Source organism: Acinetobacter sp. YH12239 (genome assembly GCF_013417635.1).
Classification (GTDB): domain Bacteria; phylum Pseudomonadota; class Gammaproteobacteria; order Pseudomonadales; family Moraxellaceae; genus Acinetobacter.
On record NZ_VPDP01000017.1, the window covers coordinates 26,505 to 50,112 of the forward strand.

The window sequence follows — 23,608 nt, forward strand, 5'->3', positions numbered from 1 at the left end:
AATGAAAGTTATTTTGCTGACTGGTTGCTACTTACCTGGTTATAAGGGAGGTGGTCCTATTAAAACGATTTCTAACCTGGTTGCTTCTACTTCTACCATTGTGGAATATAAAGTAGTAACTAGTGATAGAGATTTAGGTGATATTACACCGTACAAAAATGTAACTATTGGAGATTGGAATGAAACATCAAATAGTTCTATTTTCTATGCAGAAAATGGAATTAAAGGCATAAAGCAAATTTTTAAAATTATTGCAAAAATAGATTGCAATATAATTTATTTAAATAGTTTCTTTTCGCTTAGGTTTTCTATCATACCACTTTTAATTGCTAGGTTTTTAGGAAAAAGTATCATTCTAGCGCCAAGAGGGGAGTTTTCAAAGGGCGCTTTGAGTTTAAAAGCACTAAAGAAAAAAGTATATATATTGTTCTTTAAATTATTTAGCTTAAAGAATATTACGTTCCAAGCATCTAGTATCTTTGAAGAAAATGACATAAAAAAAGTATTTGGTGAAAAAGCGAAAATTTTTATTGCCGAAAATATTGGTTCTCAAAATTATGCAAAAAAATTGGCTCCTAAAGATAAATTTGTTCTAAAGATAGCTTTTTTATCTAGAATATCACCTATCAAAAATCTGACATATGCACTGAAAGTCTTATCCAAAATTAAAAAATCTATTCAATTTGATATCTATGGCCCTTTAGAAGATAAAACTTATTGGCAAGAGTGCCAAGATATTATAGAGAATATGCCTGAAAATATTAAAGTAAACTATAAGGGTCAACTTAATCCCAATATGGTCGTTGATACATTATCGGAGTACGATTTATTTTTTATGCCAACTCAAGGCGAAAATTATGGGCATGTTATTGCAGAAGCATTATGTGCTGGTCTCCCATTGCTTATAGCAGATACTACGCCTTGGAGAGATTTACAGGAAAAAGGTATTGGGTGGGATATATCTTTGAATGAATCAGAAGAATTTATTAACGCAATAAATTCAGTTTCAGATATGACGGTAGAAGAGCATTATATACTCAGAGAAAAAGTTCTGTGTTGGGCTAAGCATAAATTCTCTCAAGATGAAAATATTAAACAAAATATAGCAATGTTTCGCTATGCGATTGAAGATAAGTAGGTATTTAGATGACTTTTAGAGATAAAGTTTTATTAATCACGGGCGGTACAGGTTCATTTGGTAATGCTGTTCTAAAACGCTTTTTAGAAACAGATATCAAAGAAATTCGTATCTTTAGTCGTGATGAGAAAAAGCAAGATGATATGCGTAAAAAGTATCAATCATCTAAGCTTAAATTTTATATTGGCGATGTGCGTGACTATACGAGTATTTTAAATGCTACACGTGGCGTTGATTATATTTATCATGCTGCTGCCTTAAAGCAAGTACCATCATGTGAATTCCATCCAATGGAAGCAGTAAAAACCAATGTGATTGGTACAGAGAATGTATTAGAAGCAGCTATTCAAAATGGTGTAAAACGTATTGTTTGTTTAAGTACAGATAAAGCAGTTTATCCAATCAATGCTATGGGTATTTCTAAGGCAATGATGGAGAAAGTGATTGTAGCTAAATCACGTAATTTAGAAAATACAGATACTACAATTTGCTGTACACGATATGGCAATGTTATGGCATCTCGTGGTTCGGTAATTCCATTATTTGTAGATTTAATTCATCAAGGTAAAGCACTTACAATAACTGACCCTAATATGACTCGCTTCATGATGACGCTTGATGATGCAGTAGATTTAGTGCTGTATGCATTTGAGCATGGTCAAAATGGTGACATTTTTGTGCAAAAAGCGCCAGCAGCAACGATTGAAGTACTTACACAAGCTTTAAAAGAACTCCTACAAGTAAATGATCATCCTGTGACTGTTATGGGAACACGTCATGGTGAAAAAGCTTATGAAGCTTTACTAAGTCGTGAAGAAATGGCAGTGGCATTAGATCAAGGATATTATTTCCGAGTGCCAGCGGATCAGCGCGATTTGAATTATGAAAAATATGTAGAAAATGGTGATTTAGCCATTACTCAACTTGAAGATTATAATTCGCATAACACTGAGCGTTTAGATGTGGAGGGAATGAAAAAACTACTCCTTAAATTGGAATTTATTCGTGCCTTAACACAAGGTCACTATGTTGATCCTGAGGCCTAATATGAAGATTTTAGTTACAGGTTCACAAGGTTTTATTGCTAAAAACTTCATCCAATTTTTAAAAGAAAAGCCAACAGTCGAAATTTTAGAATTTCATCGTGATTCAAGTTTAGATCAACTTAAATCAGATGTATTAAATGCAGATTGGATTGTGCATTTAGCTGGTATTAACCGTCCCGTTCATGACAGTGAATTTGTTGATGGTAATATCGGTCTAACTGAAACAATTGTAAATATCTTAAAAGAAGCTAAAAAGCTAACACCTATCATTTTATCTTCATCTATTCAAGCAGAGCGTGATAATGCTTATGGAAAAAGTAAACTAGGCGGCGAGCAAGTTGTCAGAGATTTACATCAACAACAGGGTAATCCAGTATTCATCTGTCGTTTAGCGAATGTTTTTGGTAAGTGGTCACGTCCTAACTATAATTCTGCTGTAGCAACGTTCTGTTATAACATCGCCAATGATTTACCTATTCAAATTAATGATATTAACGCACTTATTCGTTTGGTGTATGTAGATGATGTAGTAGAAACTTTCTGGTCAATCACTCAGGCGACTAAGCAAGTTGCTCAAACCTTCGAAATTGAGCCTGAATACCAAATTACGGTGGGTGCTTTAGCAGAAACCTTGCAAAAATTTAAACAATCACGCCACAGCCTAGTAACAGAGGCTGTAGGAACAGGTTTAACCCGCGCATTGTATTCAACTTATTTAAGCTTCTTACAGCCTCATCAATTTGATTATACAGTTGCTAAGCATGGTGATCAGCGCGGTGTATTTGTAGAAATGTTAAAAACACCTAATGCTGGGCAATTTTCGTATTTCACAGCGCATCCAGGTATTACTCGTGGCGGACATTATCACCATAGTAAAACTGAGAAATTCTTAGTAATTAAAGGTAAAGCTTTATTTAAGTTTAAACATGTAATTACGGGTGACTTCTATCAGTTAGAAACTACAGGTGAAGAAGCACGCATTGTTGAAACTGTACCAGGTTGGACACATGACATTACAAATATTGGTGATGAAGAAATGATTGTCATGTTGTGGGCAAATGAGATCTTTGATCGTGAGAAGCCTGATACTTATGCTATGCTATTAACAAATTAAGAGTTAACATTTTGAAAAAGTTAAAATTAATGACGGTTGTCGGTACCCGTCCAGAAATCATTCGTTTATCTCGTGTCATGCAAGCCTGTGATCAATACTTTGATCATGTTTTAGTGCATACAGGACAAAATTATGATTACGAGCTGAATGAAATTTTCTTTAATGATTTAGGTATTCGTAAGCCAGATTACTTCTTAAATGCTGCAGGTAATACAGGTGCAGAAACCATCGGCAATGTAATTATTGCTGTAGATAAAGTTTTAGAAGAAGTTCAGCCTGAAGCTTTATTAGTTTTAGGTGACACAAATAGTTGTATGGCGGTCATTCCAGCTAAGCGACGTAAAATTCCTACTTTCCATATGGAAGCAGGGAATCGTTGCTTTGATATGCGTGTTCCTGAAGAAATTAACCGTCGTATTGTCGATCATACAGCTGATATTAATTTAACTTACAGTACGATTGCTCGTGATTATTTATTGGCTGAAGGATTACCCGCTGATTTAGTAATCAAAACAGGTAGTCCAATGTTTGAGGTACTTCATCATTATAAAGCGAAAATTGAAGCCTCTGATATTCTTGAACGTTTAAATTTAAAAAAGCATGAATACTTTATTGTGAGTGCTCATCGTGAAGAAAATATTAACTCAGATCAAAACTTCTTAGATTTGGTAGAGATGTTAAATGCAGTTGCAGAGAAATATAAATATCCTGTAATTGTATCTACGCATCCTCGTACTCGTAAACGTATTGAAGAGTTAAAGGTTGAGTTTCATCCTTTAATTAAATTACTAAAACCATTGGGTTTTAGCGACTACAACAAATTACAGCTTTCTGCAAAAGCTGCGTTGTCTGATAGCGGAACAATAAACGAAGAATCATCTATTCTAAATTTCCCAGCTTTAAACTTACGTCAGGCACATGAACGTCCAGAAGGAATGGAGGAAGCTGCTGTAATGATGGTAGGTCTAATGGCTGAGCGGGTTTTACAAGGTTTAGATATTTTGGATCATCAACCACGTGGTGAAGAACGATTACTTCGTTTAGTTGCTGACTATAGCATGCCAAATGTGAGTGAAAAAGTTACACGAATTATCCTAAGTTATACTGATTATGTGAATCGTGTGGTGTGGAAAAAGTACTAATTTATGAAAATCCTTCTTTTAACGCAGTGGTTTGATCCTGAACCAACACTAAAAGGTCTTGTATTCGCTAGAGAATTAAAACGTCAAGGTCATGATGTGCAAGTCCTTACAGGTTTTCCTAATTATCCTGGTGGTAAAATTTATAGTGGATATAAACTCAAATTTAAAGAAACAGAGTTTATCGAAGGTATAGAAGTAACAAGAGTTGCTTTATACCCTAGTCATGATAGTTCTGCGTTAAAGAGAATTTTCAACTACATTAGTTTTGCATTCATGGCTTTGCTCTTCGGACTTTTTGCAACTAAAAAGGTAGATGTAATTTATGCTTATCATCCACCTTTAACAGTGGGGATCGCTGCAATCCTAATTAAATTTTTTCGCCGTATACCAGTTGTTTATGACATTCAAGATATGTGGCCTGATACATTACAAGCTACTGGAATGTTAAATAACAAGAAAATTTTAAATTTCATCGGTTATATATGCAATATAGTTTACAAGTACGTAGACCATATTGTTGTACTGAGTCCAGGTTTTAAAAAACTACTCATTGAAAGAAAAGTAAAAGAAGAAAAAATAAGTATCATTTATAATTGGTGTAATGAAGAAGAATTAAAAAATAAAGTCGAGTTAAAAGAGGATTATAGTGATATTTTTTTACAAAAATTTAATTTAATTTTTGCTGGAAATCTTGGTAAAGCTCAGGGCTTAGACACTCTTGTGGAAGTGGCAGATAAGTTGAAAGCAAATGAAAGCATTCAATTCATTTTTGTTGGTGATGGAACGGAAAAAGATCATTTAATTAATCAGGTGTATGATCGTAATTTAAAAAACGTTCTATTTATTCCTCGAGTACCTATGTCTGAGGTAGGAGGAATATTAGAAAAAGCAGATGTTTTAATAGTGCATTTAAAAGATGATAAACTGTTCCAGATAACGATCCCTTCAAAGACACAAGCTTATATGGCAATAGGTAAGCCAATTTTGATGGCGGTAAAGGGTGATGCCTCTGATATTATTAAATATGCTCAAGCTGGTGCTATAGCGCAACCTGAAAATATAGAATCAATTCTTAAAGCTATTAACTATTTATATGAATCAAGTTCTTCTGATCTTATACAAATGGGAGTAAATAGTAAGAAATATTATATGGATAATATGTCATTAGAAAAGAGTTGTGAAAAGTTTATTGATGTATTTGAGATGGTCAGAAGAAAGGAAAATAGTAATGTATAGTGATTTTCTAAAAAAACTAATCGATCTATGTTTTGGTTTTTTTATACTTATATCTTTGACCCCCTTATTAATTTTAATTTCGTGTTTTGTTTTTTTCTCAATGGGCAGACCTATTTTCTTTAAACAAGAAAGAATTGGGAAAAATAATATACCTTTTATTATGTATAAATTTAGAACTATGCGAGAGCCAAAAAATGGTGAAAATAGGTTGTTGTCTGATGTTGATCGTGTCACAAAGATAGGCGCATTTTTAAGAAAGACAAGTTTAGATGAGTTGCCAGAAATTATAAATGTGATTAAAGGTGAAATGAGCCTTGTAGGACCAAGACCATTATTAGATTTACATTTAGAGCTTTTTGATGATCAGCAATTAAGAAGACATGATGTTAAACCAGGTATGACGGGTTTGGCACAAGTTATGGGTAGACAATCTTTAAGCTTTACACAAAGAACAGCTTTAGATGTTAAATATGTTGATAACTTAAGTCTTTGGTTAGATATAAAAATTATAGTCAAGACAATATTGGTAGTATTGGGTGCTGATGGTATTAAAACTGGACAAAAGTTTGAAGAAGTTGATGATGTTGGTTTGAAAGATTTGATAGAAAAAAAGCAGAAAGAAATTGAAAAATGATCGTTGGGAAATGGGCTCTTCATTTCATGAAATTTCAACAGAGCTTACTTCAAATATCTCTAGTGTATTTTGGAGTGATTGTGAACTTTATTTAAGTGGTCGATATGCAATATTAGATTTAGTACTCTATAAGAAAATTCATGAGAACTTAACAGAGATATATTTGCCTTCATACTACTGTCATGATGTTACACGACTCATAGAAAGCCAGATTAAAGTGAAACTCTATGAGTGTTCACCTATTTCTATTGTTGATCTTTCGTTGTTTCCTAGAGATGCGACGGTTATAATAGTTGAGTATATGGGAAATAAAGTTAGAACAATTGGTGGTAACTCATTAAAAGTTATCATAGATAAAACACATAACCCACTTTCAAATTTTTCCTATTCATTTATACCTGAATTTCAATTTGGATCTTTGCGTAAAATATTCCCAATTGGTGAAGGTGGCTTTTTATTTCCAAAGCTTTATTTTTCGCAAAAAAAATCATCATCAATTAATGAAGACAGTTTGAAGTCCCTAAAAACAGCAATGCACCTTAAAAAAGAATATTTACATGGTAGAGATGTTGATAAGAAAGATTTTTTAAAAGAGTTTAATGCTTTTGAAGAGTTGCTGAATAATACCACTGATATTTATAATATTTCAGAAGATACTTTAGCACTTCTATCTATACTAGATGTTGATACTCTTCACGATCATAAGAAGAAAAATTTAAATTTTTTGTACTCACACTATAAAAATAGTAAATTTATTAAATGTTTTAAAAATAATAGCTTTTTTTCTTTTTTTATATTATTAGAAAAGTACGCTCATGTCAGATCAAAACTTATTGATAACAATGTATACCCAATAGTATTATGGCCAAATTATGAGGGTGATATACATTTAATTAATGGATGTGTTTTAGTCTCTTTACATGCAGATTTTAGGTACAATTTACACGACCTAAAAAAATTAACTAATATTTTGGACGTTATATTCTGTGAATTATAAATTTTCTGTAGTCACTGAGGGTGATTTATTTACTATCACGAGTCAATTATTAGATTTTGATACAGATATATATCATTCGATAGAATGGCTTTTACTAAATAAAGACTTACAGGAAGGAGAAATCCATTGTATTTTTTTAGAAAATGAAAAAAACTGTGCTTTTTTTCCATTGATTAAAAGAAAAATTAAAAACACTTCTTTTTTTGATTTAATAACACCTTATGGCTATGGTGGAGTAGCTTTTAAAAAAAATACAGATACCAATTTTAGAGAAAGTGTTTTTGAATTATTAAGAGATTGTTTAAGTAATACAAACTGTATCTCAGTATTTTTGAGATTACATCCTTTATTAAATAATAATGTCAAAGAGAGTGAGTTTGTATTTGGTAATGGGGTGACGTTGGCTACAAAGCTTAATTCAAGTTATCCTGATTTATATAATGCGTACTCATCTGGTCATAAATATGACTTAAAGAAATCGAAAAAAAATGAAAATATTGCTATTGTAGATGATACTGACTTTATTTTTTTTGATAGCTTTATTGAAATTTATTTAGAAACAATGCGTTATTTGAATGCTACAGATTTTTATTTCTTTGACAAAGAATACTTTTATAGAATGAAGCGACTTTTAGCAGATAAGCTAAAGCTAGTTGTAGTTAAATGTAATGAGCAAGTTATTGGCGCCTCTTTATTTATGTTAGATAATGGTATTATTCAATATCATTTATCCGGTACAACCATTGACGGTAAGAAATACCAACCATCTAAATTGATTTTGGACTATATGATAGATTGGGGTGTCTCTCAAGGTTATAGTTTTTTACATTTAGGTGGTGGTGTGGGTGGTCAACAAGATGCTTTATATAAGTTTAAAAAAGGATTCACTGCGGATGAATATTCTTTTTATACAGTTAGATTGATAATCAACAGCGTTGTTTATAGGAAACTGTGTTTAGATTTAAAATTTAAAGATATCGAAATAGATAATGTTTCTAATTTTTTTCCCTTATACAGAAAAGCATGAGTTTTGACTGAAATGATTAAAAGTAAGCTATTGTCTTTAAGACCAATTGAACTGAATGATGATATTGTTTTACAACAATTAATCAATAATCCACTTGTTTCTGAAAATGTAGTTGGTTGGACTTTTCCTGTTTCATTGTTTTCACAAAAAAACTGGATTCAATCGAATACAAATAATCTCAGTTATCGCTTGGTCGTTGTTGATAATGAAACGAATGAAGCAATTGGTATTACTGGTTTATGGGATATTGATTGGCACAATCAGGCAGCCATGTCAGCAATCAAACTTTTACCTGAAAAAACCAAAAAGGGATTTGGTACTGAGGCTATTATGCTCAGTATGGCTTGGGCTTTTTACAATGTAGGTCTTAGACGGTTGCATGGTGCGATTTTAGACTTCAATGGTCCTAGCATGGGTGCTTATGTAAAAAAATGTGGTTGGAAAGTTGAGGGGCGTCAACGTGAAGCTATTTTCCGCAAGGGGGAATGGCATGATCTCTATAGCGTAGCTATTCTTAAACGCGAGTTTGATGCTTTACCTAAAGCATCTGAATTTATTAATGCAGTTTGTCCTGTAGATACCACACCTAATATTGATATTAATTTCCAAGATTATATTTAAGGAAAAAAAATGCTTAACACTGCGTTTGAACCATGGCCAAGCTTTACTCAAGAAGAAGCGGATGCTGTATCTCAAGTTTTATTGTCCAATAAAGTCAACTATTGGACAGGACAAGAATGCCGTGAGTTTGAAAAAGAGTTTGCACAATTTGCCGAGACTCAATATGCAGTGGCACTTGCCAATGGTACCGTCGCGCTCGATGTTGCATTAAAAGCATTAGGCATCGGGGCAGGGGATGATGTGATCGTAACCTCACGTACCTTTTTAGCTTCAGCAAGTTCAATTGTGACGGCAGGCGCAAATCCAATTTTTGCTGATGTAGAGCTGGATTCACAAAACATTTCACGCCGTACGATAGAGGCAGTACTCACGCCAAACACCAAAGCCATTATTTGTGTGCATTTGGCAGGTTGGATGTGTGATATGGATCCAATTATGCAATTGGCTTCCGATAAAGGTCTTTATGTGATTGAAGACTGTGCCCAAGCGCATGGTGCGAAGTACAAAGGTAAATCTGCGGGTTCTATTGGTCATATTGCAGCATGGTCATTTTGCCAAGACAAAATTATGACCACGGGTGGCGAGGGTGGCATGGTGACAACCAATGATGAAACGCTGTGGAAAAAAATGTGGTCGTATAAAGACCATGGTAAAAACTTCGATAGTATTTACAACAAACAACACCCACCAGGTTTCCGTTGGTTACATGACTCATTTGGCACTAACTGGCGCATGATGGAGATGCAAGGTGTTATTGGTCGTATACAGTTAAAGCTAATGCCAGAGTGGACGGCGAAACGTAATGCAAATATGCAAAAAATTTATAGTGCTTTTGCCAATAGCCCTTATTTTACTGTGCATCAACCCTCAGAAGACTATCTACATGCAGCATATAAGTGCTATGTTCAAGTGAATAGCGAACAATTGCCATCAGGTTGGTCGCGTGATCGTATTATGGCAGAAATCAATGCACTGGGTGTGCCGTGCTTTAGTGGTTCATGTTCTGAGGTGTATTTGGAGCATGCATTTGATGATACACCGTGGCGCCCTGAGACTCGATTAGAAAATGCGAAGAAGCTAGGTGAAACGAGCTTAATGTTCTTGGTACATCCAACCTTGAGTGAGGATAGTATGGCCAAAACAGTAAATGCCATTAAAGACGTAATTAAAAAAATATCGGGATAAAAGTGATATTGTAATATCTAAATTTGAAGGCATGGAGGGATATTCTCAATACCCCTCCTAAATAGCGATCATATAGAGTGATAAGATCTAGACTGTGAAATCAACGATTATAAATTTAGCATCAGCACCAAGGGGGACCAAACAACTTTTTCTAGTCTGTTTGGATTTTTTAGTATTTCCAATTCTGATTTGGCTATGTTATGCCATTCGCCAATTTGACTTGGGGGCTGAAGTAGTGCCGAATCTGGCTTTCGGATCTCTTTGGGTATCTTTGATTGCAGTCATTGCTTTAGGCTTAGCACGAATCTATAGTTTTATCGTAAGAGCCTTTAACGAAGCCTTCATTTTTCAATTGGGTTTAGCGACGACACTCACTGTTTTAGCACTATACGCTTTAGCTTATTTTACACATGCATTTATTCCGACCTCAATTCCGTTGATGTTTGGATTTATGATGTTTGCATGGATTTGGCTCAGTCGAGGGATCATTAGAGCTTTAGTTAAATATGTATTGCATGCAGATATTCCAAGAAAAAGAATAGCGATTTATGGGGCTGGTTTTGCGGGGCAACAAGTCGCGGCTATGCTGAATAATTCTGATGAACATTTACCTGTGCTTTTTTTAGATGATGATATTACGCTTGCCGCGAAGAATATTGGTGGATTGAAAGTCTATCATGCAGCAGATGCGCAAAAAGTGCTGAATAAGCATCAAGTGAATGAAATTCTGATTGCGTTGCCTTCGGTGGGTCGTCAACGTAAAACAGAAATTATTAAAAATTTAGAACTTGCACATTTAAAAATTACCGAGATTCCAGGCTTAACAAAACTGGTTGATGGTGAAATACGACTATCGGATATTCAAGAAGTCGATATTATCGACTTGCTCGGTCGTGATCCTGTACCTCCTGTCGCCCATTTACTTTCAAAAAATATCACCAATAAAATTGTGATGGTTACTGGTGCGGGTGGATCGATTGGTTCTGAACTATGTCGTCAAATTATCAAAAACCAACCTAAGCTGTTAGTGTTATATGAACTGACAGAATTTGCGCTGTATAGCATCGATAAAGAATTACGTCAAAAAACAGAGTTAACCATTATTCCGATCTTAGGCACAGTACTGGATCAGCAGAAGCTCGAGCGAGTCATCGCACAATATCAAGTACAAACTGTTTATCATGCAGCAGCTTACAAACATGTCCCTTTGGTGGAGTGTAACCCGATTGCGGGTGTGAAAAACAATGCAGTCGGTACAGCCTTTAGTTTAAATGCTGCTGTACGCAATCAAGTGGAAACATTTGTGTTGATTTCAACGGACAAAGCGGTCCGTCCTACCAATGTGATGGGGGCAACCAAGCGTATGGCGGAGTTGTATTGTCAAGCAATGGCAGGAGCTCAAGATCACACTCAGGTGAGTATCGTGCGTTTTGGCAATGTGCTCGGTTCATCGGGTTCGGTTGTTCCGCTCTTCAAGCAACAGATTGCGAAGGGTGGTCCAATTACAGTGACGCATCCTGAAGTTACACGATACTTTATGACCATTCCAGAAGCTTCTCAATTGGTGATTCAAGCTGGCGCTTTAGGTGAGGGTGGAGATGTATTCTTGTTGGATATGGGAGAGCCAGTCCGTATTCAAGATTTGGCGCGACAAATGATTTCACTCAGTGGATTAACCGTCCGTGAAGAAGGATCACAAACAGGTGATATTGCGATTCAGTATTCAGGCTTACGTCCAGGTGAAAAGTTATATGAAGAACTATTGATCGATCAAGAAGATACACAGATTACCGAGCATAGTCGCATTCTAAGATCGTTTGAAAAATCGTATCCTTTAGACGAAATTTTACCTGTATTTGACCGTTTCTATGATTTAACCGCAACACATGAAGATGTTGATTGGGTGTTAACTCAACTAGAATACTATGTAGATGGATATCAACGCGGTGCCGAAATTCGCGTTAACTAAAATAATTGCAAATTGACATTTGCAATTATCAAAATTTTGAAGAGTTGTATTATGTCAATTAAGAAAGCAGTTTTGCCTGTAGCTGGTCTTGGTACACGTTTTTTACCTGCGAGCAAATCGATTCCTAAAGAAATGGTGACTGTGGTTGATCGTCCTGCGATTGAATATGTGGTCAAAGAAGCGATTGCTGCGGGCATCGAACAAATTATTTTAGTCACTCATGCTTCAAAAGGATCGATTGAAAATTATTTTGATCGTAGTTTTGAGCTGGAAACCACCTTAGAACAAAAAAAGAAATTTGATTTACTGAAAGAAATTACCGAAATTTTGCCCGCGCATGTCAGTGTGATCAGTGTGCGTCAGCCACAACCCTTAGGTTTAGGGCATGCTGTGCTTTGTGCAAAAGATGTGGTAGGCGATGATGATTTTGCCGTACTTCTTCCTGATGTTTTGGTAAAAGATACCGCTGAAACCAATGACTTGAGCTTGATGATTCAGCGATATAACGAATCACAAGCATCACAAATTATGGTTGAAGCTGTCCCTGAACAGATGGTCGATCAATATGGGATTGTGGATGTGGCTGAGTCACCGTTTGAGGGACAAAGTATCCAAATGCAAGGAATTGTTGAAAAACCTGCAGTGGGTACTGCACCATCGAATTTATCTGTGGTAGGACGTTATATTTTGCCTGCGAAAATCATGCAATTGCTTGAGCAAACACCAAAAGGTGCGGGCAATGAAATCCAACTGACCGATGCGATCGCGATGCTTCAACAAACAGACGTGGTAGAAGCCTATCGTATGAAAGGTCAAACCTTTGACTGTGGAAGTAAACTGGGTTATTTAAAAGCGATATTGCATTACGGTATGGATCACCCAAGTTTAGGTGAAGCTTTTAAAGTCATGATTAAAGACTTAAAACTTTAAAACGAGCATCGCTATGAATATTGCAGTATTTGGTCAGACCTTGTATGCAGGGGTTATGGCAGCATTGTTGGCTGAATACGGCCATCAAGTCTTCTGGTGTGATCTTTTAAAAAAACCAGCATCGGAACAGGTGTATGCTCAGGATCAATCTGTACAACAGTTGCTTGAGAAATTACATCAGTCTGGTGCAATAAAATACTGCACATTTGCAGCGATTCCCCTGGATGTGGATGCCTATTTTTTTAGTTTTAATCCGACTGAACAATTGCAAGGCATTGAAATACTCAAAGCCCTTAAACAACGCACAATCAGTCATCCTAAATTAATGATTAATGCATCTACATTAGGTTTACATGGCACTCAAAAGTTTGCTGAACTATTGCCTGAAGATGATTGGGTCTATGTACCCGATGTGATCCAAGAGGGCAATGCATTACGTAGCCTGACGCAAACCTCACAACTGGTCGTTGGTTGTGAGAGTGATCGTGCTAAGCATGTACTACAAGAGTTATTACGACCGCTCTTTCCACGTGAGCAACAATATTTATTTATGCCAGTGTTAGATGCGGAATTTACCAAGTTAAGTGTATCTGGCATGCTGGCAACCAGAATCAGCTATATCAATGATTTAGCTGTGGTCGCCGAGAAATTAGGCATCGATATCGAGCATGTACGCCAAGGCTTAGCGGCAGATAGTCGTATTGGTCCTTCTTATTTATATCCAGGTGCAGGGTTTGGTGGGGAAAATTTCTCGCATGATGTACAGACATTGGCCAGTACTGTTTCTGGTACTGGGGCTAAGAGTCAGCTCTTAGCACAAGTCTGGGAGATTAATGAACAACAAAAGGAAATCCTTTTCCGGAAATTATGGAATCATTTTCAGGGGGATCTGAAAGACAAAGTCGTGGCGATTTGGGGGGCTTCTTTTAAAGAAAATACGGCTCGTATTCAACAATCCCCGATTCATGCCATGTTAAAAGCTTTATGGGCACAAGGGGTGATCGTGAAACTTCATGATCCACAAGCCTTGAGCGAAATTGAAAAGGTATATGGTCAGCGCGATGATTTAATTTATTGCCAAGATCAATATGAAGCAGTGGATGATGCGCATGCGCTTTGTATCCTCACCGCGTGGAAACAGTATTGGTGTCCAAACTATCAAATCCTTAAGAAAACCATGCAACATGCTTTAATTTTAGATGGTCGCAATATTTTAAATCCCGAATATGTGAAGTCGCAGGGCTTTGCTTATAAAGGAGTAGGGCGTTAATGGAACAGCCAAATCAGGAATGTAATTCAGTTGCTGTTGAACAAGCGTTTTCTAGTCTCGAGCTTTTAAAAAAACAACTTACACATCAGCATTTACGTGATTTTTTTCAGCAAGATTCTAATCGCTTTCAAAACTGTGCGATTCATTTCGAGCCACTGATTTTTGATTATAGTAAGCAGCGTGTTGATCGCGCTGTGCTGGATGCCTTAGTCAATCTAGCTCAAAGCTGTGACTTATCGGGTTGGATTAAGCGCTTATTTTCTGAAGAGCGGATCAACTACACTGAAAGTCGAGCAGCCATGCATTGGGCATTACGTTTGCCGCAAGATCATGCTGGACATTCACAGATCGCAAATCAAGTGCATCAGCAACTTGATCGTATGTATGCGTTGGTTGAGAAGATACATATGGGGCAGTATCGTGGTGCATCAGGTGAAGTGATTCAAGATGTTGTCAATATTGGGGTGGGGGGATCGGATCTGGGTCCACTGATGGTCAGCCATGCGCTCTCGGATTTTAAGCAAACCACTCAAAAACCATTGAATGTGCATTTCGTATCGACCATGGATGGAAGTCAGCTGTCTGACTTATTACACAAACTTCGTCCTGAAACGACGTTGTTCATTATCTCTTCCAAGTCATTTGGCACCATTGATACCTTATCCAATGCACAAACGGCGCGCTTGTGGCTCGAAAAAGCATTGGGTGAAGAGCTTGCTATTCTAAAACACCATTTTATTGGGGTGTCAACCAAGCCTGAGAAAATGACCGAATGGGGAATTTCCAATGAAAATCAACTGCTCCTTTGGGATTGGGTAGGTGGTCGTTATTCACTGTGGTCATGTATTGGTTTGCCTATTGCTTTAAGTATTGGCGTAGAGGGGTTCAAGCAACTGCTCGCAGGGGCCTATGCAATTGACCAGCATTTTCAAAGCACCGCTTTTTCACACAATATTCCTGTGTTGATGGGATTGTTGGGAGTATGGAATAGTAACTTTCTGGCAATGAAAACTCATGCAGTTTTACCCTACGATGGACGACTCAAATATTTTGCTGCGTATTTGCAACAATTGGAAATGGAGTCTAACGGTAAATCTGTGCAACGCAATGGTGAGAAGACTGCGTTAGATACCTGCCCGATTGTATGGGGTGAAGTCGGCCCCAATGCGCAACATGCTTTTTATCAGTTACTGCATCAGGGTACACAGGCGGTCAGTAGTGATTTTATAGCGCCTATCAAACGTTATAATGGTGACCAATATACCTATGTAGATAATGCCGAGGCGCTTAAGCAACAGCATTATCTCGCATTATCCAATTGTTTGGCGCAGTCACGATTATTAGCTTTTGGCAATGATGCTTTAAATCATCAAGAACTTGAGGGATTGCCGCTCTATAAACAATATGAAGGTAATCAGCCCAGCACGACAATATTAATGAATGAGCTCAATCCTTATAGTTTGGGTATGTTGATAGCTTTGTATGAGCATAAAGTGTTTGTGCAATCTGTCATTTGGAATATTAATCCTTTTGACCAATGGGGGGTTGAAAAGGGTAAAGAAATTGCCAATCAACTCTTGCCGATTCTAAATGGTGAACAAAATGATTTGTCCAAGCTTGATGCGTCGACACAAGGTTTAATACAAATATTGATGGGAAAAGACAATGCCTAAAGTATTAGTGACGGGTGGTGCTGGTTATATTGGTTCGCATACCTGTGTTGAATTGCTCAATGCAGGGCACGAGGTTGTGGTTCTTGATAATTTATCGAATAGCTCACCAGAATCTTTGAATCGGGTTCAAGCTTTTACGTCTAAATCTTTAGATTTTGTCCAGGGTGATATTCTTGATCAAGCGATTTTGGATCAAATTTTCCAAGATCATCAGATTGACGCTGTGATTCATTTCGCAGGCTTGAAAGCGGTAGGTGAAAGTCAGCAAATCCCATTGAAGTATTTCGAGAATAATATTTCTGGCTCGATTAGCTTAGTCAAAGCGATGGAACGCGCCCATGTCTTTAATTTGGTGTTTAGTTCTTCTGCAACGGTTTATGGTGAGTCAAATCCATCACCGTATCAAGAAGATATGCCGCTAAGTATGCCCAATAATAATTATGGCTATACAAAGATGGCTGTAGAGCAAATCTTAGAGAAAACGGCCATATCAGATGGTCGTTGGTCAATTGCGTTACTCCGTTATTTTAATCCTGTTGGCGCACACAAGAGTGGACAGATTGGTGAAGATCCACAAGGCATTCCGAATAATTTAATGCCTTTTGTTACACAGGTTGCAGTCGGGCGACGTGACAAACTTTCGATTTTTGGCTCAGATTATCCGACTACTGATGGTACATGTGAGCGAGATTTTATTCATGTGGTCGATTTGGCCAAAGCGCATGTGCTAGCGATTGAAAATCGGTTAAATGCTCAAGGATGTCGAGCATGGAATATTGGTACAGGTGTGCCAGTTTCTGTTTTAGAAGTAGTTAAAACTTTTGAGGCAGTGAATGGGGTTAAAATTCCATACGAGTTTGTAGAGAAAAGAGCAGGGGATTTACCTTGCTTTTATGCAGATAGTTCACGAGCATTTAACGAGCTGGGCTGGTCTGCACAATATGAGCTTGAAGATATGTTGGCAGATAGCTGGAATTGGCAAAAACAAAATCCAAACGGTTATCGTGAATAAAAAATGGAGCGTTACAACGCTCCATTTTTTATGCGGTTTTAAGCTTGAATGAGTTGAGTGAGCTCATCGACATAAGCTTGCATCGGCTTCGGATTTTTGTCTTTACGGCTTTCAATATTTAAACGGAGTAAAGGCTCTGTATTTGAAGCACGTACATTTAAACGCCAAGCACCAAAATCTAAACTGACGCCATCCGTTTCATCAATTTTGGGTTTTTGGTCAGCAAAATGATCAAAGATGTTTTGAATGGTTTCTTTTGTATCCGCAACTTTAAAGTTAATCTCGCCAGAACAAGGGAACTTTTCAATCATTTCCTCAACCAGAGCAGAGAGTGGTTTTGCCGTTTCAGAGACAACTGAGATTGCTAATAACCATGGAATCATGCCACTGTCGCAATAGGCAAAATCACGGAAGTAGTGGTGCGCTGACATTTCACCACCATACACTGCATTGTGTTCACGCATTTTATCTTTAATGAAAGAGTGGCCTGATTTCGATTGCACAGCTTCGCCTTGATATTGTTCAACGATATCGAAGGTATTCCACACCAAGCGCGGATCATGCACAATTTTTTCGCCTTTTTGTTTCAGCAAAAATGCTTGTGCCAAGAGACCGACGATGTAATAACCTTCAATAAATTGACCTTTTTCATCAAAAAGGAAACAACGGTCAAAGTCACCATCCCACGCGATGCCCATGTCAGCATGATGTTGCAGTACAGCATTGGAGGTACTTGCACGGTTTTCGACTAGGATGGGGTTGGGAATACCATTTGGAAAGTTGCCATCTGCTTCATGGTGAATTTTGATGAATTCAACTGGAATATTCAGGGTTTTAAATTTTTCTTCGATCGCATCGATCACATGACCTGCAGCACCATTCCCCGCATTGACCACGAGTTTTAAAGGTTTGATTTTTGTAGGGTCAATATAGGTCATCAAATGATCAATAAATTCAGGCAAGATATTATATTGTTGAGTTGTACCTTTGATTTCGACTTCTTTAAACTGATTTTTTTCAGCAAGAAGTTGAATATCTTTTAAACCCGAGTCTGCTCCAATCGGACGAGCATTTTCACGTACAAGCTTCATGCCGTTATAGTCCATTGGGTTATGGCTGGCTGTTATTTCGATCCCGCCTTGCACATCAAGATGGAATGCACCGAAATAAACTTCCTCAGTCCCAGTCATGCCTAAATCTAAAACATCAACGCCCGCATCATTCAGGCCATTGATGGTAGCTTGTTTAAGTGCTTCACTGGTTAAGCGAACATCGCAACCGACTACCACTTTTTGAGGTTGATAAATTTCGCCATAAGCACGTCCAACACGGTATGCGATATCTTCATTGAGTTCTGTGCCCAATTTTCCGCGGATATCATAGGCTTTGAAACAGGTTAATTTTTCCATGTTAAGGTTCTAATCTATTGAGCAAATTGAATACGAAAATTATAGCGATTTTATGTAAGTCAGGCATGGGTTGAGATGAAAAATTACATTTAAATTCAGTAAATTAATTTACTTTATAATGCTTATTTTTGATTGTAAGTAAAGCAGCACTCATAAGTGGATGAATTTTTTTGGAAAAGTGCAGTAAAAGTTTATTGGTTATAAAAAATTTTAATAATGAAAAAAGCCCTGATTAATATCAGGGCTTTTTTGAATCTGGAGCGGGAAAGGAGACTCGAACTCCCGACCCCAACCTTGGCAAGGTTATGCTCTACCAACTGAGCTATTCCCGCGGAGTCTATCAATTTTTTAAGTGAAAAAACTGAATGAAAAAATTTTGAGCGGGAAAGGAGACTCGAACTCCCGACCCCAACCTTGGCAAGGTTATGCTCTACCAACTGAGCTATTCCCGCATGCCGTGTATAATACAGCATGAAAAATCAGGGTCAACAACTTTATAAAAAAATATCGTGTGATTGAATAAAATTAAAGCATTTCAATGTATTTCGCTTAATTTTTGATAGGTCTTAAGCTCAAGATCAAAGTGCAACTCTCCAATGGCGGTGTGGTTTATTTACTTTTTATTCTAAAACTTCACGGTATACTGCTGGCAACCAATGAATGCGAGTGGAATGTAAGCATGACTTTAGAGCAACAATTAATTGAACGTTTACAACAATTGTCTCCTGTGCACTTGGACGTGGTGAATGAGTCATCAGGTCATGGTGGCTATTTCCCTGGTAAAGAATCGCATTTTAAAGTCACTGTTGTAAGTGAAGTGTTTCAAGGCTTACGTTTAGTACAACGCCATCAAAAAGTATATGCACTGGCGGGTGACCTATTGAGTCCAGGAAAGATTCATGCTTTGGCGATTCATGCTTATGTGCCAACTGAATGGACTGGTCAAGCGCCAAATAGTCCTGAATGTGCACATGCACCGAAAGCTTAAATTTTAAAAGTAGGAGAGTGGCTGAAATGGATACACACTTAGTCATTAAAATCGTGCATATGTCGAGTTTGCTCTTGTTGATCATTGCGGTATTAGCACGTGCGACAACTTTATATTTTGGCGTCGAAAATCAACAACCCAATCCGAAAGGACGTAAGGCTTATGTTGCGCTTCAACATTTGGTATTTACTTTGGTCATTGGGACAGGCTTGATTTTATTGTTTTTGAATAATTTTCAAGTTCAACCTTGGTTCTATGCCAAAGTGGTCTTAGTGATCGTAATGTTATCTTCATTAATTAAAGCATATCGCCAAGATGCGTCTGTACTGTTAATTCAACGTCGTGCGGGGGTATTGATTAGTTGTGTCGCATTTATGGCCATTATCGGCATTGTGATGATTAAGCCAACTTTCGGTTAATTGTTAGACACAATCGCTTAGGCTCTCACCCCTCTAGGTTAAACTTGATTCATAGAATGAATTGAGCCTAGAGGGAATGATGCGTACACGTGTGGTGTTTAATCAAAAAGGTGGCGTTGGTAAATCCAGTATTACGGTAAACTTGGCTGCATTGAGTGCACATCAGGGTTTTAAGACGCTTGTCATTGACCTCGATCCTCAGGCCAATTCTAGTCAGTATCTATTGGGGGATGATGCGACTTATAATGCCGACAAACCTGCACTAGAACCCAATATTGAAAATTTTTTCGAAGATGTATTGGCGAATCAGTCCAGCAAAGGTTTGATTGGTCAAGCCATTGGAAATTTGCTCAAAAATAAAAATAAAGGCTTAGAAGCTTATATACATCAGTCACCATTCCCATCTCTCGATGTTTTGCCGGCAAGTCCCTCGCTTGGTGCTTTAGAACATAGCCTAGAATCCAAACATAAAATTTATAAGCTGCGTGACGCGATTCAGCATCTAGCAGGGACTTATGATCGGATCTATATCGATACACCGCCTGCATTTAATTTTTTTACTTTGTCTGCATTAATTGCAGCAGACCGAGTGTTGATTCCATTCGATTGTGATGTCTTTTCTAAGCGTGCTTTAAAAACGTTGATCGAAAACATTATGGAAACTCAAGATGATCATAATGATCGATTGGAAATTGAAGGTATCGTCGTTAACCAGTTTCAAGCGCAAGCAAAACTTCCTCGTGAAGTGGTACAGCAGCTCAGAGATGAGCAACTACCTGTGCTCAATGCGATGTTGCCACCGTCGGTATTGATGAAAGAGTCTCATCATAAAAATATGCCGTTAATCTATTTAAATACAGATCATAAATTGACGCAGGCCTACCAATCATTGTTCAATGAAATCGAGAATAAATAAGATTTGAGAAGTGTATGAACTCACGCGCGATGAAAATGGTCATGCAACTTAGTGCAGTCAGTACGGTTGCTGTATTGATGACTGCTTGTGCGACGACGGTTAAACCGAGTTATGTTTCTCCGACGCAATATCAAGCATTGAATTGTGTACAACTTGGTGCTGAATTCAATCGTATTCAGCAGTACATCAATAATGGTGTACAACCGCCTAAACGTACAGGTGTTGGCGTTGGTCTAGGTGTTGGTGGTGGCTGGGGTCGTGGCGGTTGGGGCTTTGGTCCTTCAGTTTCCGTCAATATGGGACAGTCATCAAATACCAAAAATACTGAATTGTCGCGATTATATGGTGAGCAAGATGCGATCTCACAAGCGGCAACATTTAAAAATTGTCCTTATGTTCCTAAGCGTCAACAGCAAGCTCAGTAATTTAAAAGGGCTGTTCAATCTGAGCTTGAGCAGCTTTTTTTTAGCAAAATGTTTCAATGTAAATTTATTAAAATCAACTCTTTAGAAAATTATTAACTGAAAATAGACGCGACATTCAGCATTCCTTCACTTTAAAAACTTGTCTTTAAATTCGTTTTTCGTTTAAGGTGTGCCTCCTCTAAATCTCTGATTTCAATCTATGGTAGAAAGTTGGCTTTATATTTTTGCAGTGTTCGCGGTATTACTTATTCCCGGTCCAACCAATGCATTATTGGCTAGCGCAGCACATCACCATGGTGTATTAAAAGCATTTTATTTCGTACCTCTTGAATTACTGGGTTATATCTACGGCATTAGCATTTGGGCACTGTTGGTGCATTTAACCCTACCAATTTGGCCAATGCTGATTCATATCTTACATTTGGTGAGTGCAGTTTATGTGATTTGGATGGCTTTTCATTTATGGAAAGCTTCACATCTTAAGCAATTGAGCCAAAAAAACATTCGAATGAGTCGCAGTCATCTTTTTAAATCGACACTGAAAAATCCAAAATCTATTTTGTTTGCAGTTGGTATTTTTCCAGCATGGACTTGGGATTCTTTTCAAAACTATTTTTTAGTTTTGGGTGTATTCACCTTATGTTTAATTCCATGTGCTTTATTTTGGATGTATTTTGGTCGTAAAGTCTTGGCAGGGAATCAGACGGTGGTCAGTGCAGATCGCTTATACAAAGGTTCTGCCATGTTACTTATGCTCAGTATGTTGCCTGTCATTATTGGATTTTTCTAAGCCATTCTAAATTTTGCACTGATAAAAAAAGCAGATTCTTGGTGGAGAATCTGCTTTTTGAAGCCTAAGATCATTACATCATTTCGGGATTTTTCTTTGGAAAAAACTTGTGGCGAATAAAGCCAATGATCCCCGGCAATACGCTCAGAATAATGATTCCGAAAATTAAATGGGTGAAATTATCTTTCACGATCGGCATATTACCGAACAAATAACCCAAAGTGATAAACGAAGAAATCCACAAGAAAGCACCAACGACATTATAAGTAATGAAGTATTTGTAGTTCATGCTTCCTGCACCAGCGACAAAGGGTGCAAATGTACGTGCGAATGGGACAAAACGCGCAAAAATAATGGTTTTACCGCCGTGTTTTTCGAAGAATTTTTGCGTATAAACCAAATGTTTTTTATTGATAAATCGAGATTCAATTTCAAAAACGCGTGGTCCGATATATTTTCCAATATGATAATTTAAGGTATCACCCATTACTGCCGCAGTGAATAACAACACGCCCAAGAGCCACGGATCCATTGCACCTGTTGAGGCTGCTAAAGCACCTGCTGCAAACAGTAAACTGTCCCCGGGTAGAAAAGGCATGACCACCAAGCCCGTTTCTACGAAAATAATCAGGAATAAAATTCCGTAAATCCAAATGCCATAATTGGTAATAAATTCAAGTAGATGATCATCTACATGCAGAATAAAATCGATTAAATCCATGAGGGGTGAACTGAGCAAAAATGTGTTCAAATGCTAACAGCCATCGGCGCTAATGTCAGTAGTCAATTGATTTAAATTATAGGTGAATTATTGTTCTTATTATGCAACGCTGATTCTTTATATTGATTATTTATCCTAAAAATAAAAGCTACTAATCTAAGGTCATTACCAAAAACAAAACATAGATAGGTCAACCCAATGTTTAATCCAAATCAAGTGATTCAAAAAATTGTTACTCAACCCACAGTGCATGCAACTTTAACCCTCGTCGCACGTGTCCTTTTAGCATATATCTTTATCGTGGCGGGGTGGGGAAAACTCGCAGGTTATAGCGCGACAGTTGGATATATGGAAGCGATGGGTGTGCCAGGTGCATTATTGCCAATAACCATTTTGGTTGAACTGGGTGGAGGCTTAGCACTGTTGTTTGGGGTGCAAGCACGATTATTCGCAGCAGCTTTAGCTGGTTTCAGTTTAGTTACCGCATTTCTTTTTCATGGTACACCTGAAGATTCGATACATTTCATGAAAAACTTTGCTATGGCGGGTGGTCTAATCTTTCTCGTATTGCATGGTGCAGGTCAATGGAGTGTGGATCAGCGTTTTGAAAAATAAATGACGAATACGCAATGCAGGTGAAATGAGACAATTATTCGCCTGCTGCATCGTGATCTGAATGTAACTCCAAGGCTTATATGATCAAAGCAATCAACTGAAATTATTGAATAAAAAGACAATAGATCTCTTTCATAAATCAAAAAAAGATCTATCCCTTGCTGATTATTCGTACCGAATAATTTTAAATATTCATGCATAATTTGCGAATGAAATACATCGACTCAAAGAAGCTTTCTGAAACACAGTTTAAGCGATATACAGGCATCTCATGGTCAACCTTTGATTTAATGGCTGAACAGCTAAAAATGCTTGTACCTGCTAAAGGTAG

23 protein-coding genes and 2 tRNA genes are annotated in these 23,608 nt (G+C 37.3%); 21 read left to right on the forward strand and 4 right to left on the reverse strand.

Translation table 11 applies throughout. The annotated features are described in order from the left end of the window. Nucleotide 1: 1 nt before the first annotated feature. From FTV17_RS12625 to galE, 15 genes are all read left to right on the forward strand, one after another. Nucleotides 2-1,138, forward strand: coding sequence for a glycosyltransferase (locus FTV17_RS12625; protein ID WP_180000023.1), 1,137 nt, complete (start codon nucleotides 2-4; stop codon nucleotides 1,136-1,138). A gap of 8 nt (nucleotides 1,139-1,146) precedes the next feature. Beyond that, on the forward strand, nucleotides 1,147-2,184 hold the full coding sequence (locus FTV17_RS12630; RefSeq protein ID WP_180000025.1) for a polysaccharide biosynthesis protein: 1,038 nt from the start codon (nucleotides 1,147-1,149) through the stop codon (nucleotides 2,182-2,184). Nucleotide 2,185: 1 nt separating this feature from the next. Next, nucleotides 2,186-3,298: an NAD-dependent epimerase/dehydratase family protein gene (locus FTV17_RS12635; protein WP_180000027.1), complete on the forward strand. Its 1,113-nt coding sequence runs from the start codon at nucleotides 2,186-2,188 to the stop codon at nucleotides 3,296-3,298. Nucleotides 3,299-3,309: 11 nt separating this feature from the next. After that, nucleotides 3,310-4,440, forward strand: a complete 1,131-nt coding sequence (gene wecB, locus FTV17_RS12640) for a non-hydrolyzing UDP-N-acetylglucosamine 2-epimerase (RefSeq protein ID WP_180000029.1) — start codon at nucleotides 3,310-3,312, stop codon at nucleotides 4,438-4,440. 3 nt (nucleotides 4,441-4,443) lie between these two features. Continuing rightward, nucleotides 4,444-5,676 (forward strand): glycosyltransferase family 4 protein, encoded by a 1,233-nt coding sequence (locus FTV17_RS12645; protein WP_180000031.1) that lies wholly within the window; start codon nucleotides 4,444-4,446, stop codon nucleotides 5,674-5,676. After that, nucleotides 5,669-6,310, forward strand: a complete 642-nt coding sequence (locus FTV17_RS12650) for a sugar transferase (RefSeq protein ID WP_180000033.1) — start codon at nucleotides 5,669-5,671, stop codon at nucleotides 6,308-6,310. Before FTV17_RS12645 ends, FTV17_RS12650 begins: the two co-directional genes overlap by 8 nt. Continuing rightward, complete coding sequence (locus FTV17_RS12655; protein WP_180000035.1) at nucleotides 6,300-7,307, forward strand: hypothetical protein; 1,008 nt, start codon at nucleotides 6,300-6,302, stop codon at nucleotides 7,305-7,307. The genes FTV17_RS12650 and FTV17_RS12655 overlap by 11 nt, the downstream gene beginning before the upstream one ends. After that, nucleotides 7,297-8,334 (forward strand): GNAT family N-acetyltransferase, encoded by a 1,038-nt coding sequence (locus FTV17_RS15650; protein WP_180000037.1) that lies wholly within the window; start codon nucleotides 7,297-7,299, stop codon nucleotides 8,332-8,334. The genes FTV17_RS12655 and FTV17_RS15650 overlap by 11 nt, the downstream gene beginning before the upstream one ends. 12 nt (nucleotides 8,335-8,346) lie before the next feature. Further along, nucleotides 8,347-8,955 (forward strand): GNAT family N-acetyltransferase, encoded by a 609-nt coding sequence (locus FTV17_RS12665; protein ID WP_180000061.1) that lies wholly within the window; start codon nucleotides 8,347-8,349, stop codon nucleotides 8,953-8,955. A gap of 9 nt (nucleotides 8,956-8,964) precedes the next feature. Beyond that, complete coding sequence (locus FTV17_RS12670; RefSeq protein WP_180000039.1) at nucleotides 8,965-10,140, forward strand: DegT/DnrJ/EryC1/StrS aminotransferase family protein; 1,176 nt, start codon at nucleotides 8,965-8,967, stop codon at nucleotides 10,138-10,140. 94 nt (nucleotides 10,141-10,234) lie between these two features. Beyond that, nucleotides 10,235-12,109 carry a nucleoside-diphosphate sugar epimerase/dehydratase gene (locus FTV17_RS12675; protein ID WP_180000041.1) on the forward strand — a complete coding sequence of 625 codons (1,875 nt, stop codon included), beginning with the start codon at nucleotides 10,235-10,237 and terminating at the stop codon, nucleotides 12,107-12,109. Between the two features lie 51 nt (nucleotides 12,110-12,160). Next, nucleotides 12,161-13,039, forward strand: coding sequence for a UTP--glucose-1-phosphate uridylyltransferase GalU (galU, locus tag FTV17_RS12680; RefSeq protein WP_180000043.1), 879 nt, complete (start codon nucleotides 12,161-12,163; stop codon nucleotides 13,037-13,039). 13 nt (nucleotides 13,040-13,052) lie between these two features. Further along, entirely contained in the window at nucleotides 13,053-14,309 is a 1,257-nt protein-coding gene (locus FTV17_RS12685; protein WP_180000045.1) for a nucleotide sugar dehydrogenase, read from the forward strand. Further along, the gene (gene pgi / locus FTV17_RS12690) at nucleotides 14,309-15,982 is read left to right on the forward strand and encodes a glucose-6-phosphate isomerase (RefSeq protein WP_180000047.1); all 1,674 of its coding nucleotides are present in this window, start codon (nucleotides 14,309-14,311) and stop codon (nucleotides 15,980-15,982) included. The genes FTV17_RS12685 and pgi overlap by 1 nt, the downstream gene beginning before the upstream one ends. Continuing rightward, nucleotides 15,975-16,994, forward strand: a complete 1,020-nt coding sequence (gene galE, locus FTV17_RS12695; protein ID WP_180000049.1) for a UDP-glucose 4-epimerase GalE — start codon at nucleotides 15,975-15,977, stop codon at nucleotides 16,992-16,994. Before pgi ends, galE begins: the two co-directional genes overlap by 8 nt. Nucleotides 16,995-17,032: 38 nt before the next feature. Here the strand turns inward: galE and FTV17_RS12700 are convergent, their stop codons facing one another. The 3 genes from FTV17_RS12700 to FTV17_RS12710 all read right to left on the reverse strand — a co-directional run bounded on the left by FTV17_RS12700 (nucleotide 17,033) and on the right by FTV17_RS12710 (nucleotide 18,855). After that, a complete protein-coding gene (locus FTV17_RS12700; protein WP_180000051.1) occupies nucleotides 17,033-18,403 on the reverse strand; it encodes a phosphomannomutase CpsG in 1,371 nt (456 codons plus the stop codon). Nucleotides 18,404-18,659: 256 nt separating this feature from the next. Further along, nucleotides 18,660-18,735: transfer RNA gene (locus tag FTV17_RS12705), tRNA-Gly, on the reverse strand. 47 nt (nucleotides 18,736-18,782) lie between these two features. Beyond that, nucleotides 18,783-18,855 (reverse strand) — tRNA-Gly (locus FTV17_RS12710). A gap of 227 nt (nucleotides 18,856-19,082) precedes the next feature. Between FTV17_RS12710 and FTV17_RS12715 the strand changes: the two genes are divergently transcribed. The 5 genes from FTV17_RS12715 to FTV17_RS12735 all read left to right on the forward strand — a co-directional run bounded on the left by FTV17_RS12715 (nucleotide 19,083) and on the right by FTV17_RS12735 (nucleotide 21,941). Then, nucleotides 19,083-19,391 (forward strand): BolA family transcriptional regulator, encoded by a 309-nt coding sequence (locus FTV17_RS12715; RefSeq protein ID WP_035268950.1) that lies wholly within the window; start codon nucleotides 19,083-19,085, stop codon nucleotides 19,389-19,391. Nucleotides 19,392-19,417: 26 nt separating this feature from the next. Next, nucleotides 19,418-19,810 carry a SirB2 family protein gene (locus tag FTV17_RS12720; RefSeq protein WP_180000053.1) on the forward strand — a complete coding sequence of 131 codons (393 nt, stop codon included), beginning with the start codon at nucleotides 19,418-19,420 and terminating at the stop codon, nucleotides 19,808-19,810. A 79-nt stretch (nucleotides 19,811-19,889) separates the two neighbouring features. After that, on the forward strand, nucleotides 19,890-20,726 hold the full coding sequence (locus FTV17_RS12725) for a ParA family protein (RefSeq protein ID WP_180000063.1): 837 nt from the start codon (nucleotides 19,890-19,892) through the stop codon (nucleotides 20,724-20,726). 35 nt (nucleotides 20,727-20,761) lie between these two features. Then, nucleotides 20,762-21,151, forward strand: coding sequence for a hypothetical protein (locus FTV17_RS12730; protein WP_373687210.1), 390 nt, complete (start codon nucleotides 20,762-20,764; stop codon nucleotides 21,149-21,151). 199 nt (nucleotides 21,152-21,350) lie between these two features. Continuing rightward, a complete protein-coding gene (locus FTV17_RS12735) occupies nucleotides 21,351-21,941 on the forward strand; it encodes a LysE family translocator (RefSeq protein WP_092767920.1) in 591 nt (196 codons plus the stop codon). Nucleotides 21,942-22,014: 73 nt separating this feature from the next. Here FTV17_RS12735 and FTV17_RS12740 read toward each other — a convergent pair whose 3' ends face one another. Further along, a complete protein-coding gene (locus FTV17_RS12740; protein WP_180000055.1) occupies nucleotides 22,015-22,662 on the reverse strand; it encodes a DedA family protein in 648 nt (215 codons plus the stop codon). A gap of 198 nt (nucleotides 22,663-22,860) precedes the next feature. Here FTV17_RS12740 and FTV17_RS12745 point away from each other — a divergent pair, with 198 nt between their 5' ends. Then, complete coding sequence (locus tag FTV17_RS12745) at nucleotides 22,861-23,277, forward strand: DoxX family protein (RefSeq protein ID WP_180000057.1); 417 nt, start codon at nucleotides 22,861-22,863, stop codon at nucleotides 23,275-23,277. The last annotated feature ends 331 nt before the right edge of the window (nucleotides 23,278-23,608 follow it).

Bases quoted from the DNA above. Each gene is read 5' to 3' on its own strand.
- galU (WP_180000043.1), top strand. From the start codon at position 12,161: ATGTCAATTAAGAAAGCAGTTTTGCCTGTAGCTGGTCTTGGTACACGT.
- FTV17_RS12735 (WP_092767920.1), top strand. From the start codon at position 21,351: ATGGTAGAAAGTTGGCTTTATATTTTTGCAGTGTTCGCGGTATTACTT.
- FTV17_RS12665 (WP_180000061.1), top strand. From the start codon at position 8,347: ATGATTAAAAGTAAGCTATTGTCTTTAAGACCAATTGAACTGAATGAT.
- FTV17_RS12625 (WP_180000023.1), top strand. From the start codon at position 2: ATGAAAGTTATTTTGCTGACTGGTTGCTACTTACCTGGTTATAAGGGA.
- FTV17_RS12700 (WP_180000051.1), bottom strand. From the start codon at position 18,403: ATGGAAAAATTAACCTGTTTCAAAGCCTATGATATCCGCGGAAAATTG.
- FTV17_RS12650 (WP_180000033.1), top strand. From the start codon at position 5,669: ATGTATAGTGATTTTCTAAAAAAACTAATCGATCTATGTTTTGGTTTT.
- FTV17_RS12720 (WP_180000053.1), top strand. From the start codon at position 19,418: ATGGATACACACTTAGTCATTAAAATCGTGCATATGTCGAGTTTGCTC.
- FTV17_RS12745 (WP_180000057.1), top strand. From the start codon at position 22,861: ATGTTTAATCCAAATCAAGTGATTCAAAAAATTGTTACTCAACCCACA.
- pgi (WP_180000047.1), top strand. From the start codon at position 14,309: ATGGAACAGCCAAATCAGGAATGTAATTCAGTTGCTGTTGAACAAGCG.
- FTV17_RS12740 (WP_180000055.1), bottom strand. From the start codon at position 22,662: ATGGATTTAATCGATTTTATTCTGCATGTAGATGATCATCTACTTGAA.
- FTV17_RS12725 (WP_180000063.1), top strand. From the start codon at position 19,890: ATGCGTACACGTGTGGTGTTTAATCAAAAAGGTGGCGTTGGTAAATCC.
- FTV17_RS12715 (WP_035268950.1), top strand. From the start codon at position 19,083: ATGACTTTAGAGCAACAATTAATTGAACGTTTACAACAATTGTCTCCT.
- FTV17_RS12645 (WP_180000031.1), top strand. From the start codon at position 4,444: ATGAAAATCCTTCTTTTAACGCAGTGGTTTGATCCTGAACCAACACTA.
- FTV17_RS12685 (WP_180000045.1), top strand. From the start codon at position 13,053: ATGAATATTGCAGTATTTGGTCAGACCTTGTATGCAGGGGTTATGGCA.
- galE (WP_180000049.1), top strand. From the start codon at position 15,975: ATGCCTAAAGTATTAGTGACGGGTGGTGCTGGTTATATTGGTTCGCAT.
- FTV17_RS12670 (WP_180000039.1), top strand. From the start codon at position 8,965: ATGCTTAACACTGCGTTTGAACCATGGCCAAGCTTTACTCAAGAAGAA.
- FTV17_RS12635 (WP_180000027.1), top strand. From the start codon at position 2,186: ATGAAGATTTTAGTTACAGGTTCACAAGGTTTTATTGCTAAAAACTTC.
- FTV17_RS12730 (WP_373687210.1), top strand. From the start codon at position 20,762: ATGGTCATGCAACTTAGTGCAGTCAGTACGGTTGCTGTATTGATGACT.
- FTV17_RS12630 (WP_180000025.1), top strand. From the start codon at position 1,147: ATGACTTTTAGAGATAAAGTTTTATTAATCACGGGCGGTACAGGTTCA.